The sequence below is a fragment of the Streptomyces sp. NBC_00873 genome (assembly GCF_045207415.1).
Taxonomy (GTDB): Bacteria; Actinomycetota; Actinomycetes; order Streptomycetales; family Streptomycetaceae; genus Streptomyces.
Genome location: NZ_CP108803.1, coordinates 7324406 through 7339902, shown reverse-complemented (window position 1 = coordinate 7339902; position 15497 = coordinate 7324406). Strand labels below are relative to the sequence as shown.

At 69.8% G+C, this 15497-nt stretch carries 14 protein-coding genes; 5 read left to right on the top strand and 9 right to left on the bottom strand.

Annotation, left to right across the window (positions count from 1 at the left end; all coding sequences use genetic code 11):
* Window positions 1–412 precede the first annotated feature (412 nt).
* Complete coding sequence (locus OH809_RS33865) at window positions 413–1615, top strand: amino acid deaminase/aldolase (RefSeq protein ID WP_406516005.1); 1203 nt, start codon at window positions 413–415, stop codon at window positions 1613–1615.
* Window positions 1616–1637: 22 nt separating this feature from the next.
* On the opposite strand, the gene OH809_RS33860 is transcribed toward OH809_RS33865, so the two are convergent.
* From OH809_RS33860 to OH809_RS33840, 5 genes are all read right to left on the bottom strand, one after another.
* Window positions 1638–1913 carry a DUF2510 domain-containing protein gene (locus OH809_RS33860; RefSeq protein WP_406417817.1) on the bottom strand — a complete coding sequence of 92 codons (276 nt, stop codon included), beginning with the start codon at window positions 1911–1913 and terminating at the stop codon, window positions 1638–1640.
* A 104-nt stretch (window positions 1914–2017) separates the two neighbouring features.
* Window positions 2018–2806 carry a 3-oxoacyl-ACP reductase gene (locus OH809_RS33855; protein ID WP_406417818.1) on the bottom strand — a complete coding sequence of 263 codons (789 nt, stop codon included), beginning with the start codon at window positions 2804–2806 and terminating at the stop codon, window positions 2018–2020.
* A 6-nt stretch (window positions 2807–2812) separates the two neighbouring features.
* Complete coding sequence (locus OH809_RS33850) at window positions 2813–4177, bottom strand: aldehyde dehydrogenase family protein (protein WP_406516004.1); 1365 nt, start codon at window positions 4175–4177, stop codon at window positions 2813–2815.
* Window positions 4178–4349: 172 nt separating this feature from the next.
* Window positions 4350–4697, bottom strand: a complete 348-nt coding sequence (locus OH809_RS33845) for an antibiotic biosynthesis monooxygenase family protein (protein ID WP_406417822.1) — start codon at window positions 4695–4697, stop codon at window positions 4350–4352.
* Between the two features lie 311 nt (window positions 4698–5008).
* On the bottom strand, window positions 5009–6376 hold the full coding sequence (locus OH809_RS33840) for a glutamine synthetase family protein (protein ID WP_406417824.1): 1368 nt from the start codon (window positions 6374–6376) through the stop codon (window positions 5009–5011).
* 109 nt (window positions 6377–6485) lie between these two features.
* Between OH809_RS33840 and OH809_RS33835 the strand changes: the two genes are divergently transcribed.
* Window positions 6486–7181 (top strand): gamma-glutamyl-gamma-aminobutyrate hydrolase family protein, encoded by a 696-nt coding sequence (locus tag OH809_RS33835; RefSeq protein WP_406417826.1) that lies wholly within the window; start codon window positions 6486–6488, stop codon window positions 7179–7181.
* A 102-nt stretch (window positions 7182–7283) separates the two neighbouring features.
* Here the strand turns inward: OH809_RS33835 and OH809_RS33830 are convergent, their stop codons facing one another.
* From OH809_RS33830 to OH809_RS33820, 3 genes are all read right to left on the bottom strand, one after another.
* Window positions 7284–7829 (bottom strand): helix-turn-helix domain-containing protein, encoded by a 546-nt coding sequence (locus OH809_RS33830; protein ID WP_406417827.1) that lies wholly within the window; start codon window positions 7827–7829, stop codon window positions 7284–7286.
* A 149-nt stretch (window positions 7830–7978) separates the two neighbouring features.
* The gene (locus OH809_RS33825; protein ID WP_406417829.1) at window positions 7979–9781 is read right to left on the bottom strand and encodes an ABC transporter permease/substrate binding protein; all 1803 of its coding nucleotides are present in this window, start codon (window positions 9779–9781) and stop codon (window positions 7979–7981) included.
* On the bottom strand, window positions 9774–10841 hold the full coding sequence (locus OH809_RS33820) for a glycine betaine/L-proline ABC transporter ATP-binding protein (protein WP_406417832.1): 1068 nt from the start codon (window positions 10839–10841) through the stop codon (window positions 9774–9776). The genes OH809_RS33825 and OH809_RS33820 overlap by 8 nt, the downstream gene beginning before the upstream one ends.
* Before the next feature lie 323 nt (window positions 10842–11164).
* Here OH809_RS33820 and OH809_RS33815 point away from each other — a divergent pair, with 323 nt between their 5' ends.
* The 3 genes from OH809_RS33815 (at window position 11165) to OH809_RS33805 (ending at window position 14693) form a co-directional block, all read left to right on the top strand.
* Window positions 11165–12592, top strand: a complete 1428-nt coding sequence (locus tag OH809_RS33815) for a recombinase family protein (RefSeq protein ID WP_406516003.1) — start codon at window positions 11165–11167, stop codon at window positions 12590–12592.
* 279 nt (window positions 12593–12871) lie between these two features.
* Entirely contained in the window at window positions 12872–13804 is a 933-nt protein-coding gene (locus OH809_RS33810) for a 5'-3' exonuclease H3TH domain-containing protein (RefSeq protein ID WP_406516002.1), read from the top strand.
* A gap of 46 nt (window positions 13805–13850) precedes the next feature.
* Window positions 13851–14693, top strand: coding sequence for a siderophore-interacting protein (locus tag OH809_RS33805; RefSeq protein ID WP_406516001.1), 843 nt, complete (start codon window positions 13851–13853; stop codon window positions 14691–14693).
* A gap of 132 nt (window positions 14694–14825) precedes the next feature.
* On the opposite strand, the gene OH809_RS33800 is transcribed toward OH809_RS33805, so the two are convergent.
* Window positions 14826–15482, bottom strand: coding sequence for a MerR family transcriptional regulator (locus OH809_RS33800; protein ID WP_406417838.1), 657 nt, complete (start codon window positions 15480–15482; stop codon window positions 14826–14828).
* Window positions 15483–15497 lie beyond the last annotated feature (15 nt).

Sequence of the window (15497 nt, the reverse complement as noted above, 5' to 3'; positions counted from 1 at the left end):
TGGGGCCGGCTCTCGGTCCCGCTCTGGTTCTGGTTCTGGTTCTGGCTCTGCGGCGGAACGGGATGCTGCGCCGGATTCGGGCCCGGGGTCGCCCGGTCCGGGCACGCGGTGGGCAGGGCCGGGGCCGACGGCTCCGCCGTGCGCCCCGGTTCGTCCGGGGGTCCGGCCGGGCGGGGCGGCGTCGTCGGGCGGGGCGGCACGGGAGCGCGCTGCGCCTCGGTACTCATCCGCCCCCCTGGTCCACGTTCCGTACCGCTCGCGGATCACCTTCACAGGCAGGCCCGTTGGTCGCCGCGTGCCCGTCACTCTACGGGCTGGGAGGGGGCGGATGGGAGCGGGGCGCCGCAGCCCCTTGGGATCTGCCCAGATCGTCCCCCTACCCAGCGGTAGTGGCGTCTGGCAAGCTGCGGCCATGACTGCCCGCGCCGCTGACCGGACCCGCTACGACCGGGCCACGGCCCACCTCGACGCCCCGATCGCCGTCGTCGATCTGGACGCCTTCGACGCGAACGCCGACGATCTCGTCCGCCGGGCGGCGGGAAAGCCGATCCGGGTCGCGAGCAAGTCGGTGCGCTGCCGGACCCTGCTGGAGCGGGTGCTCGCACGGCCGGGCTTCGCCGGGATCATGTCGTTCACACTGGCCGAGTCGCTGTGGCTGGCCCGGGCCGGGTTCGACGACGTCCTGCTGGCCTACCCGTCGGCCGACCGGTCCGTCTTCGCCGAGCTGGCCGCCGGCCCGAAGCTCGCCGCCGCGGTGACGGTGATGGTGGACGACCACGCACAGCTGGAACTGATCGACGCGGCGCGGGCCGGTGGCCAGGAGGAGATCCGGGTCTGTCTGGAGCTGGACACCTCGCTCCGGCTGCTCGGCGGCCGGGTCAGGATCGGAGCGCGGCGTTCGCCGTTGCGCTCCCCCGCCCGGCTGGCGGAGCTGGCGCGCTCGGTGGCGCGCAGGCCCGGTTTCCGGCTGGTCGGTCTGATGGCGTACGAGGGGCACATCGCCGGGGTCGGGGACGCGGTCGCGGGCCGGCCGTTGCGGTCCCGGGCGATCCGGCTGATGCAGGCGACGGCCCGCAGGGAACTGGCGGCCCGGCGGGCGGAGGTGGTCCGGGCGGTGCGCGCGGTGGCGCCGGACCTGGAGTTCGTGAACGGCGGCGGTACGGGCAGCGTGCAGCACACGGCGGCGGAGTCCGCGGTGACCGAGATCGCGGCCGGGTCGGGGCTCTACGTACCGCGGCTGTTCGACAACTACACGTCGTTCACCGCCCGCCCGGCGGCGCTGTTCGCACAGCCCGTGGTGCGGCGGCCCGGCGTGGGTGTGGTGACGGTGCTCGGCGGCGGCTACCCGGCGTCGGGGGCTGCGGGTGCGGACCGTCTGCCCGTCCCGTATCTGCCGGAGGGACTGCGCTACGACCCGCAGGAGGGTCCGGGCGAGGTGCAGACGCCGCTGCTCGGCGCCCCGGCCGACGATCTGCTGATCGGCGACAAGGTGTGGTTCCGGCACGCGAAGGCCGGTGAGCTGTGCGAGCGTTTCGACGAGCTGCAGCTGATCGAGGGCGACCGGGTGACGGCGACCGTGCCGACGTACCGGGGCGAGGGGCAGACATTCCTCTGACCTGTCGGCCGAGGCGCGGGGATCAGGGGGCCACGGAACTGCCGACGCCGCCGCTCGTCTCGCTGTCGTCGATCGGCCGGATGCCCTGGGTGAGGGTGTCCATGCGGGAGAGCGGCGGCCCATCGCCGCCCCCGCCACCACCACTGCGGCCGTGGCCCATGTACGGGGGCGGGACCGGCTGCTGCGGTGCGGCGGTGTCAGGGCGGGTGTGGGCGGTCCATGCCGTGCCGTCCCACCACCGGTCGGTACCCGGTGCGGCGGCGTCCGGCATACCGCCCGGCGGGGTCGCGTCGCTCATGCCTCCACTCTGGAGTTCCGCTGTCAACGGGGGCTCCGGGCAGACTGCTTGAGGCGTACGCGGGCGCCTGCCCGGCCGGTCGCCCCGCACGGGAGCGGACGGGATCAGACGGGCGTGACGTACGCGCCGGAGATTCCGCCGTCGACGAGGAAGTCGGTGGCGTTGACGAACGAGGAGTCGTCGCTGGCGAGGAACGCGACCGCCGCGGCGATCTCCGTCGCCTCGGCGAACCGGCCGATCGGGATGTGCACCAGCCGACGGGCCGCGCGCTCCGGGTCCTTGGCGAACAGCTCCTGGAGCAGCGGGGTGTTGACCGGCCCGGGGCAGAGTGCGTTGACCCGGATGCCTTCGCGGGCGAACTGCACACCGAGCTCGCGGGACATGGCGAGGACGCCGCCCTTGGACGCGGTGTACGAGATCTGGCTGGTGGCCGCCCCCATGATCGCCACGAAGGACGCGGTGTTGATGATCGAGCCGCGGCCCTGCCGTCGCATGTAGGGCAGGGCGGCCTTGCAACAGAGGTAGACGGAGGTGAGGTTGACGTCCTGGACGCGCTTCCATGCCTCGAGCCCGGTGGTGAGGATGGAGTCGTCGTCGGGCGGCGAGATGCCCGCGTTGTTGAAGGCGATGTCGACGGAGCCGTAGGTGTCATAGGCGGCCTTGAAGAGCGCCTCGACCTGTTCGGGGTCGGTGACATCGGTGCGTACGAAGAGGCCGCCCACCTCGTCGGCCGCGGCCTTGCCCGCGATCTCGTCGATGTCCGCGCAGACGACGTGGGCGCCCTCGGACGCCAGGCGGCGGGCGGTGGCGAGGCCGATGCCGCTGCCGGCGCCGGTGATGACGGCGGTGCGGCCGACCAGGCGGCGGCAGATGTTCTCGGTGTCTGTGGTCATGCGGGTTCAGGCCTCCGTGCTGATGAAGACGTTCTTGGTTTCGGTGAAGGCGGTGAGGGCGTCGGGGCCCAGTTCCCGGCCGAGACCGGACTGCTTGTAGCCGCCGAACGGGGTCCAGTAGCGGACGCTGGAGTGGGAGTTGACGGACAGGTTCCCGGCCCGGACCGCCTGGGATACGCGCAGCGCGCGGCCGACGTCACGGGTCCAGAGCGAGCCGGCGAGGCCGTACTCGGTGGCGTTCGCGAGTCGTACGGCGTCCGCTTCGTCCTCGAAGGGCAGGACGACCGCGACCGGTCCGAAGACCTCTTCGGCGGCCACCGGGGAGTCCGGGGCGATGTCGGTCAGCACGGTGGGCGGGAACCAGAAGCCGGGGCCCTCGGGGGCGCTGCCGCGGATCGCGCTCGCACCCTCGGGGACGTACGACCGTACGCGTTCCAGCTGGGTCCGGGAGATCAGCGGGCCCATCCGGGTCTTCTCGTCGGACGGGTCGCCGACGACGACCGAGGCGACGGCGGGGGCGAGGAGTCCGAGGAAGCGGTCGTGGACGGAGCGTTCGACGAGGATGCGGGTACGGGCGCAGCAGTCCTGGCCCGCGTTGTCGAGGAACGCCATGGGGGCGGCGGCCGCGGCGGCCTCGATGTCGGCGTCGGCGAAGACGATGTTCGGGCTCTTGCCGCCGAGTTCGAGGGTCAGCCGCTTCACGCGCGCGGCGCACCTGGCCATGATCTGTTTGCCGACGCGGGTGGAGCCGGTGAAGACGATCTTGGGGACGCCGGGGTGCTCGACGAGGGCGTTGCCCGCCACGTCGCCCGCGCCGGGCAGCACCTGGAAGAGGTGCTCGGGAAGGCCCGCATCCACGGCCAGCCGGGCGAGCCGCAGTGCGGTGAGCGGGGTGGTCTCGGCGGGTTTGAGGATGACGGCGTTGCCCGCGGCGAGCGCGGGGGCGGCGCCCCAGGCGGCGATCGGCATGGGGAAGTTCCACGGGGCGATCACGCCGACGACACCGAGGGGTTCGAGCAGAGTGAGGTCGATGCCGCCGGGGACCGGGATCTGCCGGCCGCTCAGCCGCTCCACTCCCCCGGCGGCGAAGTCGAGCAGATCGCGGACGTTGCCCGCCTCCCAGCGGGCGTTGGCAAGGGTGTGACCGGCCTCGCGGACCTCCAGCCGGGCCAGTTCCTCGCGGTCTTCGTCGACGACGACGGCGAAGCGGCGCAGCAGCCTGGCACGGTCGGCGGGGGCCGCTGCCGCCCAGGTGCGCTGCGCGACCGCGGCCCGGACGACTGCCTCATGAACCTCGTACGAGGTCGAGTCCACGACGGTCGCAATGGTCTCTTCGGTCGCTGGATTGATGATGCGGCGCTCGTTCGGCAACGGTTACCTCATTCACATTCGAAGAAACGGGGCGTCCATCCGCTTGTCCACCGCCGCCGCACGCGCCTGCGGTCGCCTCGCCTCGACCGGCTCGACCTCGAACAGCCCATCGCCACCACACATACCGGAATCATCCCGCATGAATGATCACGAGGATGGGCGGCGGTGGCACCTACAAATCTGCCGGGCGGGTAAACCCGTAGGCGCGCTCGACCTTGGCCACGTGGAGCGAGAACGAGGCATACCAGTGCTCGCGTCCGTGCGCACGGGCCAGGGCGTGCTCTGCGTGATCCCGCCAAGCGGCAATCGAGTCCTCGTCCCTCCAGTACGACACCGTGATCCCCAGGCCATCCGCACCGCGAGCGGAATCGACACCAAGGAATCCCGGCTGGTCGGCAGCCAGTTTCAGCAACCGCTCGTCTGTCTCCCCATAGCCGTTGTCGCCAGCGGTCCGCACGGCGGTGAACACCACGGCGTAGTAGGGCGGGGCGGGCAGCGACGCGGGCGCAAGATCGGTCACGGAGGTCCTCCAACAAACGACACCGGCAGTATCGCCTCAAACGATCTCGCGCACCCACCTGAACTCACAACCCTGCTATCCGGTTACTGACCCACGCTCCTGGGAACGGTGCTGTGGAGTGCCATCGGGCCTCACCGCGCCTATATCACCCGTTTCCGCCGGTGGGTGAATTCCGGCCTCCGGGACCGAATCATGGATGCATTGCTCTACGACGCAGGAACCGATCTGCCGGATGCAGTACTCCTGCCGCCGCTCTTGATCGAGAGCCGCACGGATGCAAGGCTCAGTGCGCGGACCGGTGATACGCCCGGTCAGAGCCTCTCAAATGCCCTGCGGAGCTCCCAGTCGGTCACCGCGGCGTCGAAGGCCTCGAGTTCGACGCGCGCCATGTTGCGGTAGTGCGCGACGACGTCCTCGCCGAAGGCCGCCCTGGCCAGGTCGCTCTTCTCCCAGAGGTCGGCGGCTTCGCGGAGTGTGGTGGGAACGTGGTCGTACGCGGTGGCGTAGGCGTTGCCCTCGCAGGGGTCGGGGAGTTCGAGCTTCTGCTCGATGCCGTGCAGGCCGGCGGCGATCATTCCGGCTACGGCGAGGTACGGGTTGACGTCGCCGCCGGGCAGTCGGTTCTCGAAGCGCATCGAGCGGCCGCGGCCGACGACACGGAGCGCGCAGGTTCGGTTGTCGTGGCCCCAAGCGACGGCGGTCGGGGCGAAGGAGCCGGGCTGGAAGCGTTTGTAGGAGTTGATGTTCGGTGCGTAGAGAAGGGAGAAATCACGCAGGGCGGCCAGTTGTCCGGCGAGGAAGTGGCGCATCACCGGGGACATGTCGCCGTCCTCGGCCGCCATGGCGTTCCGCCCGGCCTCGTCGATGGACTGGAGCGAGAGGTGGATGTGGCAGGAGTTGCCTTCGCGCTCGTTGAACTTGGCCATGAAGGTAAGCGCGACGCCCTCCTGGGCGGCGATCTCCTTGGCGCCCGTCTTGTAGATGGCGTGCTGGTCACAGGTGACCAGGGCCTCGTCGTAACGGAACACGATCTCGTGTTGCCCGGGGTTGCACTCGCCCTTCGCGGACTCCACGGTGAGACCCGCGGCAGCCATTTCGTTACGGATGCGGCGTAGCAGCGGCTCGACGCGGCCGGTGCCGAGGACGGAGTAGTCGACGTTGTACTGGTTGACCGGGGTCAGATCGCGGTAGTTGCGGTCCCAGGCCTGCTCGTAGGTGTCCTTGAAGACAATGAATTCGAGCTCGGTGCCGACATGCGCCGTGTAGCCGTGCCCTGCGAGTCGTTTCAGCTGTCTGCGGAGAATCTGACGGGGTGAGGCGACGACGAGTGAACCGTCCTCCCAGGCGAGGTCGGCGATGACCATCGTGGTGCCCGGGTTCCAGGGAACCCGACGCAGGGTGGTGAGGTCGGGGTGCAGCGCGAAGTCGCCGTAGCCCTGCTCCCAGGAGGACATCGCGAATCCGTCGACGGTGTTCATGTCAGTGTCCACGGCCAAGAGGTAGTTGCAGCCCTCGGTTCCGTGCTCCATGACTTCGTCGAGGAAGAAGGGTGCCGCGAACCGTTTGCCTTGCAGCCTTCCCTGCATGTCGGGGAAGGCCAGGACCACGGTGTCGATCTCACCGCTTCTGACAAGGACACGCAGTTCCTCGACGGCGAGCGGGGCTGTTCGGTCGGACACGGATGGATCCTCTCCTCGCAGGCCGATGGATGATCCAAACCTATGGGTAGCGCAAGGGCTTTGGATACGGTGCCGATGCGTTCCGCGTGCCGTGTGAGAGAGGGATCGGATGAACCATCCGCTGATCGGAATCAGCACTTATCTGGAGGCTTCGGCGCGCTGGGGCGTTTGGGACCTGCCCACGACGCTGCTGCCGGCGGACTACGCACGCCTGGTCCGCGAGTCGGGCGGTCTGGCTGTACTCCTCCCGCCGGACGATCCGGACCTCGCGGCTTCGGTGGTCGCCCGGCTCGACGCGGTGGTGATCGCGGGCGGGCCCGATGTGGACCCCGTACGGTACGGAGCCGACCGGCATCCGCGGACCGGGCCGCCCGCACCGGAGCGCGATGCCTGGGAGCTGGCCCTGATCGGAGCCGCGCTGGAGTCCGGTACGCCGTTGCTCGGCGTCTGCCGCGGTATGCAGCTGCTCAATGTGGCGCTCGGCGGCACCCTGATCCAGCACCTGGACGGCCACATCGGCCCGCTGGGCACGACCGGAGTCTTCGGCGCCCACCCGGTGACACCGGTTCCGGGAACGCTTTTCGCGTCGATCGTGCCCGAGGAGTCCTCCGTACCGACCTACCACCACCAGGCCGTGGACCGGCTCGCTCCGGACCTGGTGGCGTCGGCCCACGCGGCGGACGGCACGTTGGAGGCCCTCGAATCCCCGGGGCCGCAGTGGGTGCTGGGGGTGCAGTGGCATCCGGAGATGGGTGACGACTTGCGGGTGATGCAGGCGCTGGTGGCGGAGGCGGCACGCGGCTGACCGCGCGGAGGGGCCCCGAGCGCGGCCTGCTCGCCGCGGTCAGCGTGCGGGACACCGTCAAGGCCGGCGCGGCGGGCGAACAGGCAGCGGTTGCACCAGGTCTCAGCGTCTCGGGTCGTTCGTGGCGTCGACGTGTTCCGCGACTGCGACGAGCAGCAGCCGCGTCCCCGGCACCGTGGCCCGCCAGCGGTGCCGTACCCCACCTGACAGGAACAGCGTGTCGCCGCGCTCCAGCCGGTAGGCCTGCCCCTCCGCCTCCACCTCCGCGGCGCCGTCCACCACGTACATCACCTCGTCGTTGCGGTGCTGGAACTCCCGGCCGAGGTCGATCTCGCCGGTGAACTCCAGCGCGCTGAGCTGATGCCGCCCGCGCACCACTCGGCGCACCCCGTCACCCTCGCCCGCCCGGACCACCTCGACGGCGCGCGCCGAGTCGGCAGCGGCGCACAGCCGTGCCGTGGTGGTCTCCAGGGCGTCGGCAACCCGGTCCAGCGACCGGGCGCTGGGCCGGGCCCGCTCGTTCTCGATCTGGCTGAGGAACGGCACGGACAGGCCGCTGCGGCTCGCGACCGCGGCCAGTGTGAGCCCCAGGGATCTGCGTCGTCGGCGGACCGCGGCGCCCACGCGGAGTGATTCCTTGTCATCCATGTCCAGCTCCCTCCCGACTCGTCATCCTCCCGGCTGCCAGCACCTTACGCACAACGTTCGGCAAGGACGGCCGGTAAATGAATCCCGGAACAGCTGGAAGGGGTGGCACCGCCGACCGGCAGTGCCACCCCTTCACGGTGCTTCAGACCCTACTGGGGAGCCATCTTGTCGGCGACGCCCGGGTTCTCCTTCAGCCAGGCGCGGACCGCGTCCTGCTCCTTGCCCTTGCCGGTCGTCTGGATCTTCGCCTCAAGACTGGTGAGCTGGTCCTCGGTCATCTTGAAGTTCTTCAGCCAGCTGCCGACGTGCGGGTTGTCGTCGGAGAAGCCCTTGCGGGTCAGGGTGTGGATGCCGTCACCCTTGCCCCAGAGGTTCTTGGGGTCCTTGAGCTTGGTGAGGTCGTACTGGTTGTACGCCCAGTGCGGCGACCAGAGCGGGACGACGATCGGTTCCTTCTTGGCGTATGCGCGCTTCAGCTCGGCGAGCATCGAGGGCGTGGAGCCGTCGACGACCTTGTACTCCTTGTCGAGGCCGTATCCCGGAAGGATCTTGTCCTTGAGCAGCCCGGTCTCACCGGCGCTCGGCTCGATGCCGACGACGCGCCCCTTGAAGTCGGACGCCTTGCCCTTGAGGTCGTCGAGCGAGTCGACGCCCTTCACGTACGAGGGAACGGCCAGCTCCAGGGAGGTGGGACTGTACCAGGAGCCCATGTCCTCCAGGCGGTCCCGGTACTTCTTCCAGTACGTGGCATGGGTGACCGGGAGCCAGGAGTCGGTCTCGAAGTCGATCTGGCCGTTCGCCATACCGGTGTAGAGCGCGCCGGCCTCGTACTGCTTCACGTCGACCTCGAAGCCGCGCTCCTCCAGCAGCTCCTTCCAGAGGAAGGTGGAGGCGATGCCCTCGTCCCACGGGATGTATCCGATGCTGATCTTCTGGCCCTTGCCGACGTTCGATGCGTCGGTGGAGGCACCGGTGTCCTGCTTCGACGAGCCGAAGATGCCCATGCCACCGGCGACGAGTGCGAGGACGACGACGCCGACGACCGCGACGGCGGGCTGCGGACGGTGGTTCCAGATCTTCAGTCCGCCGGCCACCGACTGGGCCTTGGCGAGGGCGCGGCGGGCCAGCGGGGAGACCTCGCGGCCCAGCGCGCTGGTCATCCGGTCCAGATACATCGCCAGGATGACGATGGAGATGCCCGCCTCGAAGCCGAGGCCGACGTCGACGTTGCCGATGGCGCGGTAGACGGAGCCGCCGAGGCCGCCGCCGCCGACCATGCCGGCGATGACCACCATGGACAGGCCGAGCATGATGACCTGGTTGATGCCCGCCATGATCGTGGGCAGGGCGAGCGGCAGCTGCACCCGCAGCAGGGTGTTGCGCGAGGTGGTGCCGAAGGCCTCGGCCGCCTCGACGAGTTCCCCGTCGACCTGGCGGATACCGAGCTCGGTCATCCGGACGCCCGGGGGCAGCGCGAAGATGATGGTGGCGATGATGCCGGGCACGACGCCGACGCCGAAGAAGATGACGCCGGGGATCAGATAGACCATGGCGGGCATGGTCTGCATGAAGTCGAGGACCGGCCGGGTCACCGCGGACACCGTCCTGGAGCGCGCCGCCCAGATGCCGAGCGGGACGGCGAGGACCAGAGTGACGATGGTCGCGACGAGCACCAGTGTGAGGGTGTCCATCGCTTCGTCCCACAGCTCGACCGAGTCGATCAGCGCGAAGCCCACGAAGGCGAGAACACCCGCGAGCAGACCGCGCAGCCACCAGGCGATGACGGCGACGATGCCCGCGAAGAGCAGTGGGGCGGGGGCGGAGAGGACGGCTGCTATGCCGTCGAACATGCCGCCGACGACGGAGCTGATCGCGTCGAACAGCCAGGCCAGGTGGGTCTGAAGCCAGTCGACCGCACTGTTCACCCATTCACCGAGCGGGAGCCTAAACATCGGCGGCCACCTTCTTCGCAGTGGTCGTGGCGTCCTGCGGGAGCTCGATGGGGGTCATCGGCTCGCCGAGGACGGCAAGCAGCCGGGACCGGGGCACGACCCCGACGAGCTTGCCGTTGGCGTCGGTCACGGCGACCGCGACACCACTGCGCGAGCACGGCGTGAACAGCTCGATGATCGGCGTGGACTCAAAGACCGTGGCCGGCGCCGCCCTGAGGACGTCGTCGGGCGTACGGAGTTCCTTGCCGTCGTCGCCCGTGGTGCCCATGACGGTGTGCGGCTCGGCCATGATGGCGCCCGCGGTCAGCACCCGGGAGCGGTCGACGTCCTGGGTGAAGGAGGCGACGTAGTCGTTGGCGGGGGTGACGAGGATGTCCTCGGCGGTGCCCAGCTGGACGATCCTCCCGTCCCGCATCACGGCGATCCGGTCGCCGAGGCGCATGGCCTCGTTGAGGTCGTGGGTGATGAAGACGATGGTCTTCTTCAGCCGCTTCTGCAGTTCGAGCAGCTGGTCCTGCATGTCGCGGCGGATCAGCGGGTCCAGTGCGCTGAACGACTCGTCCATCAGGAGCAGGTCGGCGTCGGTGGCGAGGGCGCGGGCCAGGCCGACGCGCTGCTGCATACCGCCGGACAGCTCGTCGGGCCAGGACTTCTCCCAGCCGCCGAGGCCGGTCAGCTCCAGCGCCTCGGCGGCGCGCTTCTCGCGCTCGGCGCGCGGCACACCCTGCACTTCGAGGCCGTACGCGGCGTTCTCCAGGACGCTCCGGTGCGGGAACAGGGCGAAGTGCTGGAAGACCATGCTGATCTTCGAGGAGCGGACTGCACGGAGTTCGCGGGGGCTCAGGGCGGTCAGGTCCTGGCCGTCGAACAGCACGCGTCCGGCTGTGGGGTCCAGCAGCCCGTTGAGCATCCGCAGCAACGTGGACTTGCCGGATCCGGACAGACCCATCACGACGAAGATCTGGCCCGGTTCCACGGTGAACGAGGCGTCGATCACCGCTGCGGTCGTTCCGTCGGCGCGCAGCGCGTCGCGGTCCGTGCCGCTCTCGAGCTTCTGCACGGCTTGATCGGGTCGTCTGCCGAACACCTTGTACAGATGGTCGGCTTGCAGCCTTGACACATACACCTCACGCGTTGAACCGAAAACGGTCTGCCACCCCCTCCGGCAGACCGTGGAGCGGCGCGGATTCGGTCCGCTTGGCACGCGCTCCAGTGGAAATGGCGACGTGGTCCGCTCCGATGGCGCGCCTGCCCACACTTACACGAGCCAAACAAAATAGTGACCCAGTTCACTTTTGGGTCGGTGTCAGTGAGGTGCGGCATCATTGGGGTGTGAGGCAGATGCTCCTCGACACCACCTTGTCGCGGGATACCATCACCCGCATGACAACAGCGCATGTGCCGAGGCGGGTCATCGGGTACGCCCGGATCTCCAAGGCCACGGACGAGAGCACGTCCATCGAGCGCCGGCGAGAAGTCATCCAGGCTACGTGCCACGCACGAGGATGGGCCCTCGCCGACATCATCGAGGACGTCGACGTATCGGCCACCAAGACCCGCCTCGACCGCCCCGGCCTTGCCCGGGTCCGCGAAGCCGCCGCCGCTGGTCGCGTCGACACGGTCATGGTCTGGCGCATTGACCGCGTGGCGCGCTCCGTGTCCGACCTTGCGTCACTCACCGAGGAGTGGGCGAAGGCCGGTGTGTCGCTGGTTTCCGCTACGGAACCGTTCGACATGACGACGTCAGCCGGTCGCATGCTGCTCCAGTTGCTCGGCGTGTTCGCCGAGTTCGAAGCGGCCACCATCCGCGACCGCGTCACCGCCGCCCGCGCCGCACTGGTGAAAGCCCAGCGATGGCCGGGAGGCTCGGCACCGTACGGATACCGCATCGTCGACAACCCCGACGGCGCCGGAAAGGCCCTTGAAGTCGCCCCGGTCGAGGCCGCGTACGTCCGCAAGGCCGCCGACCTGGTGCTGAACGGCAAGTCTGTCTACTACGCGACCAATGTACTCAACGCAGTCGGCTCGGTCCCGCGCAAGGCCAAGGCGTGGTCGATGACGTCGCTGCGCATCGTCCTCACGCAGGCGGCGACGCTCGGCCACATGACACACAAGGGGAAGGTCGTCACCGACGCCGACGGCCAGCCGGTCCAGGTGTGGGAGCCGATACTCCCCGAAGAGGACGTGCTGCGGCTCCGCGCACTGCTCGCGCCGACGAAAACACCGGGCGGGGAACGCAAGCGGCGCACCCGGCTGCTGTCGGGACTGCTGCGGTGCTCGTCGTGTGGTGGCTCCATGCGGGTCAACAAGACCGGCGGCCACAACCCGGTGACCCGGTACGCCTGCCACGGCCGCTCGGACGGTACCGGCTGCGTACGGGCAACCTCCATCGTCGCCGAGCGGATCGAGGAGCACGTGGAGCGCACTTTCCTAGCGACGGTGGGCAAACTCGAAGTCGTCGAAGCCCACGAGACGGTGCGCGAGGTCGCCGAACTCGCCACGACCGAAGCGGCCATCAAGTCGACCACGGCGGAACTCGCGGACGTGGACGACGACGAGCGCGAGGCTGAACTCATGTCAGACCTTCGCAAGCTCAAGGCCAAGCGCCGTGAGCTGCTGGCCATGCCTGACGAACCTGAGGTCGACTACGTGAGCCTCGGTATGACCTTCGCGGAAGCGTGGGAGCAGCGCGACACTGACGGACGACGCGACCTGCTGTCGTCCGCGCTTCAGCACATCGTGGTCAAGCCGGGCGTTCGGGGGCGGCGTGGCATCGACCCCGAACGCGTCGATATCCACTGGCGCAGCTGACGGCCGACTGACGGCAGCGGGGCGGCGTTCCGGGGCGATGGCCCCGGGGCAGTGTCCTCGTCGTTTTCCCGGCGGACGTCCGCAAGGCCCTCGCCGACCTGGACGCCGCGAACTCAGCGATTGCTGCCGCCGAGGGCAAAGCCTTCGAAGCGCAACAGGCCATCGCCAAAGCCGAAGTCGACATGCGCGCTGCCGTCACCGAAGGCAAAACGCCCAAGGTCCCCGGCCAGGGGTGGGGGCGTTTCCCGTTCTCGGCCGTCCTACGGGCATGCTGATGCCATGACGACCAGGCCCAAGAAGTGCCTTTTGCTAGACACCTCATCCCTCTATTACCGCGCCTACTTCGGAGTCCCCGATTCGGTGCGCGCGCCGGACGGCACGCCGGTCAACGCCGTGCGCGGACTGCTCGACTTCATCGGGCGGCTCGTCCAGGACCACCGGCCGGACGAGCTGGTGGCCTGCATGGACGCGGACTGGCGGCCGCACTGGCGGGTGGAGCTGATCCCGTCGTACAAGGCACACCGCGTCGCCGTGGAGACCGCCGAGGGACTCCCCGACGAGGAGGAGACCCCCGACACGCTGGCCCCGCAGGTCCCGATCATCGAGGACGTGCTCGACGCGCTCGGCATCGCCCGGGTCGGTGTCGCGGGGTACGAGGCGGACGACGTGATCGGTACGCTCACCGGCCTCGCCACGGGCCCGGTGGACATCGTCACCGGCGACCGGGACCTCTACCAGCTCGTCGACGACGCCCGTGAGGTGCGGGTGCTCTACCCGCTGAAGGGTGTCGGGTCGCTGCAGCTGACGGACGAGGCGTGGCTGCGCGAGAAGTACGGGGTGGACGGGTCGGGCTATGCCGATCTGGCGCTGCTCCGCGGCGACCCCAGCGACGGGCTGCCGGGGGTCCCGGGCATCGGTGAGAAGACGGCGGCGAAACTGCTGGACGCCTTCGGTGATCTGGCCGGGGTCATGGCAGCGGTGGACGATCCGGCGGCGAAGCTGACGCCCTCGCAGCGCAAGCGGCTCGACGAGGCGCGGGACTACGTGGCCGTCGCGCCGACGGTGGTCCGGGTCGCCGGTGACGTACCGCTGCCCGAGTTCGATCCCGCGCTGCCCACCGAGCCGCGCGATCCCGCCGCCCTCGAAGCGCTGGCCGGCCGGTGGGGACTGGGCGGTGCCCTGCAGCGGCTGCTCTCCACGCTCCGGGCCTGAGGTGCTAACTTAGGCAAGCCTAAGTATTTGGAGCAGGGAGAACCTCGTGGCAGAACGACCGGCGCGGCAGGCACCCACGGCGCAGGGGGCCCAGGTCCTGCGCACCGAGCGGATCACCCCGCACATGGTGCGGGTGGTGCTCGGCGGTGACGGCCTGGCCGGCTTCGCGCTGTCCGGGTTCACCGACCACTACGTCAAGCTGTGCTTCGCGCCCGAGGGCGCCGACTACGAGCACCCGTTCGATATTGCCCGGATCCGCGAGGAGTATCCGCGCGAGCTGTGGCCGGCCACCCGTACCTACACGGTGCGTTCCTGGGATCCGGTCGCCCGGGAGCTGGCGATCGACTTCGTGGTCCATGGCGACGAGGGCCTGGCGGGCCCGTGGGCGCTCCGCGCGGCTCCGGGTGACGAGGTGACCTTCCTGGGTCCCGGCGGCGGTTACGGACCCGACGCGTCGGCGGACTGGCACCTGCTGGCCGGTGACGAGAGCGCCCTGCCGGCGATCGCGGCGGCTCTGGAGCAGATGCCCGTGGGTGCGGTGGTGCACGCCTATATCGAGGTGGCGGACGCGTCCGAGGAGCAGAAGATCGTGACGGCCGACGGGGTCGAGCTGACCTGGCTGCGCCGTGGCGACCGCCCGGTCGGCGACGCGCTGACCGCGGCCGTGAAGTCCCTGGAGTTCCCGGTGGGCCGGGTGCAGGCGTTCGTGCACGGCGAGGCGGGCTTCGTGAAGGAGATCCGCCGCCATCTGCGGCTCGAGCGGAAGATCCCGCTGCCGCAGCTGTCGATCTCCGGCTACTGGCGCCTCGGTCAGAACGACGACGCGTGGCGCTCGGTGAAGCGCGAGTGGAACGAGCAGGTGGAGCGGGAGCAGGAAAGCGCGGCGTAGGCCACCGCACCCGGGCGCCTCTTGTGGGTAGGTACGCCCCGGTCACCGTCCAGGACGGACGGCGACCGGGGCGTACGCGTGTCACGGGCTCCCAGACGGTGACCGGGGTGTGCGTATGTCCCGGGCTCCCGGTCAGCCGGCGCCGCGCGGCTCCCTCGGACTGTCGTCGCCGTACGCCCTTGCCGACGCGTCCACGTGTGCGAGCCGGCGCAGTGCACTGAACATCGCCTCGCCCAGCACCGTGCCGACGACCACACTCTCGACCAGGTCCTCGCGCGCCACCCGCCGCCCCACATAGTCGAGGTCGGCCCGGGCGACCGGTTCCGCGGCGGCCGCGTAGTCGTCGAGCAACTCGACGAACCCCCCGTGCCCCGCCCGCCGCAGCGCGACCAGCACCCCGGCCAGCGCCTCGCCGGCCGGACTGTGCGCCTCGGCCCGCCAGCCACGCCGGACCAGCAGCTCGGCCACCTCCTCACGGGCGTCCTCCAGTTCGGGCCCGGGTTCGCTGCCCTCCAGCGCCGTGATCCGCTTCGCCGCCACGCCCAGTACGTTGTGCACCGGCTGCGCGGGGTCGTCGATCGTGTGCAAGACATCCCCGATCGCGGCGAGCGAGAGGCCGCCGACGTCCAGCAGGGCGCGGATCAACTTCAGCCTGCGCTCGTGCCCGGAGTCGTACGACGCCTGATTCGGGCTGGTCAACTGCCCTGCGGGCAGCAGCCCTTCACGTACATAGAACTTGATCGTCGGTACCGGAACCCCGGACCTGCGACTCAACTCGCCAATGCGCACCGCGCGTTACTCCTT